Here is a 2894-nt window from a genome sequence, read left to right as displayed (position 1 = left end):
TTTGTCTTTTGAGATTAAGTGAACAAACCAGTCACTATCGTAATCCACATTAAAGTCGAACAGTTTTGTATAAAAGTTTTTACTTACAGCTAGATTGTCCGAACAGATATTTGTCATTATTCGATTTATTCTTTTCATCTCTTTTATCCAATTTTGAGTTTTTCCAAATGCACCACGACGGTCCATGTATGAAGCGTAGCTTAGGCAGTGCTATTGGCCTCGCGCGGCAATGATTTTATACATATTGTTAGCACCCATATTCCTTTAATTTTTCTATTAATACTTGCCCTTCCTCATCCCAAATATTTTTACCAAATCTAAAGAAGGAACCATTGTAAAAAAAGCCTAAGTTTCCACTTTCACTAAACCATTGTACTTCCTTTTCTCCTGTCCCAATACCTAAATAGTCAAAACCTTTAGTGGCAAAAGGATGAATTGTAAATTCTTCTCGCCCAACATATTTTAAATCTTTAATCCCCTTTTTATTTATTAGTGTCGAAAATAAATCTTTTAAATAGAGTTAGATGAATTTTGTCCACAACTATTATTTCTTTCTCATAAATTTTTTTAAGAAAAATTATAATCAGAATCAAAGACCCTAAAATTAGTCCAAGAAGAATGTAGTAAGTTTCCATTTCAAAATCCTTTCTAGTCAAAAGAATTATTCCCAAGGCGATAAAAATAAGAAAAGGAAGAATATAGAAAAATAACATTCCAAACTTTAAAATTCCTTTAGGCTTTGGAATAATTTCAACTCTTAGTTCATTTCCTGTTTCACTATAACTAATTCTTGAATTCATTTTATTATGGGTGCTAACGTTCCAAATAAGCTCAGAGAGTATATCTGGTTTCAATATTTCTAGGATATCTTTTTTGCACTGAAACTGGCAAATAAATAAGCTTACTCATTGAGCTTATTGGTTGTTAGCAATCTATTCTAAGTAATCGACTCTTTATCAAAAGTAATATAATCGCCAGATATCCATCCTTCTTTTTTTGTTTCTACTTTATACCATCCATTATGTTTTTGAAGGATTTTTACTTTTGTTCCTTCTTGCAAAGGGGCATGAGCTAAATCCGAATTGATGGAAGGCATTTCTCTTATGTTCAGTTGAGGCACATCTACATAACCTTCAGACATATCCCTATTTTCAGAAACATCTTCTCTATCTTCAAAGAATGAGGCTCTGATTTTGTCCAGAGGAAATGCGGGACCAGGATCTTGCTTTCTACCAACAGAAATTTCTTCATGTCCTAAAATATTGTTGATAGAGGAGTATTTGTCCATTAGTAACTCACATAAATCAATTGTTAGCTGAATTTGCTCTTCGGTGTAAGTATGCCAATATCTTGGACTGCTTTCATTTCTGTGGATCGCCTGGATTACCTCACTTTCAGGGTATAGTTTACCAAACCAAGCTTTGTATTGATTCCCTACTTTTTCAAGAATTCCAGCATTGTCTATTTCTATACCTATGGAAAAGTTATTAAACCCCGATCGCCCTCCATATGAGCTTTTACCTGCATGCCATGAGATGGTACTAAATGGGACTAATTGGTAGATATGACCTGACCTATCTATAACTATATGTGCAGACGCTTTTACATTGTTTTTACACAAGTATTTTGCTGATAAATCCCCCGTCCTTCCAGCTGTATAATGAATAATTATGCTATTAGGCATTCCATGGGCAAATGGCTTAATGTTTTTGGGACACGACATTTGGGTTATGTCGTCACCATTAAGCCAGTGATTTTCTATTTCCATCATAACTTACCCGTAAATGTCTTTTCTATCTTTCTTTCTTAAAAATGGCATATCCACATTTTTGGTCACAGTTGTAGCGACTTTTTCTACTGACCTGCCTACTACATACCCTCCAATTCCTATCTCCAGTAGTGTCCAAAAGTGATCTGGGAGAGAATCCTTCACTATTATAGCGTTCGGGAAAAAGGCAGGCTGTAGAAAGAAAGAATATACCACTATGAAAGCAAATGAAAGCATCACGATTGGCCTCCAGCTTCTTTGAAGCCAGTTTCCGGATGTTTCTGAAAGGATAATTTCCTTTTGAGCATTTTGGATATTTGTAAGCGATGTCATGACAATGCTTGTCAACTCATTCTTGGCATTAGACTTTTCATCAACAGAAGTGGTCAGGTTATCAATTATTTTTCCACCTTGCTCCAAAATGTCTTTGGCACCGCTGCTGAAAATTTTAGATAGAAATTTCATGTTTATCTTATTTGTATTTGGTTCCCTATTTGATTGCTAAGGCTAAGACTAAAAAGCTTAGCTTGTGTTGCTCCTGCGGCCAGCTATGATTTTTTTATCCATTGTTAGCAGTTTTTTATTTATCTTTTTATATCCAAAGTTTATATCCCGTTTTTTTCGGAGTTCTAAATATTCAATTCTGCTATATTAAATCATTCAGTGGTGGAGGACCATGTAATTCTAATTCCCAACCTTCATAAGGAGGGTCAACTTTGAACGATGAGTCACAATAGGATCGAATGTAATCTACTGCTCTTTTTTCAGCAAATTTTGCATTTAGGACTTTCCCATTTTCATCAAGTTCTATAACATTAGCATAGATTGCAAATGCTTGTTCGATAGCACTGGGTTCCTCTCCAAATAAATCAAGGTAATCAACTCCTTTTAATTGATAATGCGTTCCACTCGTAATGAAATAAGCCAATGTCCTTAAGGCCCCACTAAATGAATTACCTAATTTCATGATTTTCTAATTCTGACCAAATTCAATTTTCCTTATACCAAAACTTGCTCGTTAAAAAGGCAAGTTAATCGGCCTCTCTAATTTGGGGAATGATGCCCAACGTTCCGGCTGGCTGCTGTGCTTTTTTAGCGTCGGCTTTTGCGCGTTGGCAAAGCAAGG

The 2894-nt window shown here is 35.1% G+C and carries 4 protein-coding genes; all 4 read right to left on the bottom strand.

The window, feature by feature from the left end; translation table 11 throughout:
• Window positions 1-482 precede the first annotated feature (482 nt).
• The 4 genes from E1171_RS03465 to E1171_RS03450 all read right to left on the bottom strand — a co-directional run bounded on the left by E1171_RS03465 (window position 483) and on the right by E1171_RS03450 (window position 2735).
• Entirely contained in the window at window positions 483-800 is a 318-nt protein-coding gene (locus tag E1171_RS03465) for a hypothetical protein (RefSeq protein WP_155204101.1), read from the bottom strand.
• A 137-nt stretch (window positions 801-937) separates the two neighbouring features.
• Window positions 938-1771, bottom strand: coding sequence for an N-acetylmuramoyl-L-alanine amidase (locus E1171_RS03460; protein WP_155204098.1), 834 nt, complete (start codon window positions 1769-1771; stop codon window positions 938-940).
• 3 nt (window positions 1772-1774) lie between these two features.
• The gene (locus tag E1171_RS03455) at window positions 1775-2233 is read right to left on the bottom strand and encodes a 3TM-type holin (RefSeq protein ID WP_155204096.1); all 459 of its coding nucleotides are present in this window, start codon (window positions 2231-2233) and stop codon (window positions 1775-1777) included.
• A gap of 181 nt (window positions 2234-2414) precedes the next feature.
• A complete protein-coding gene (locus E1171_RS03450) occupies window positions 2415-2735 on the bottom strand; it encodes a DUF7677 family protein (protein ID WP_155204094.1) in 321 nt (106 codons plus the stop codon).
• Between the last annotated feature and the right edge of the window lie 159 nt (window positions 2736-2894).

This window comes from Xanthovirga aplysinae (assembly GCF_009711365.1).
Taxonomy (GTDB): Bacteria; Bacteroidota; Bacteroidia; order Cytophagales; family Cyclobacteriaceae; genus Xanthovirga; species Xanthovirga aplysinae.
Note: the sequence above shows the minus strand (reverse complement) of the source record. Positions and strands in the feature narration are given on the sequence as shown.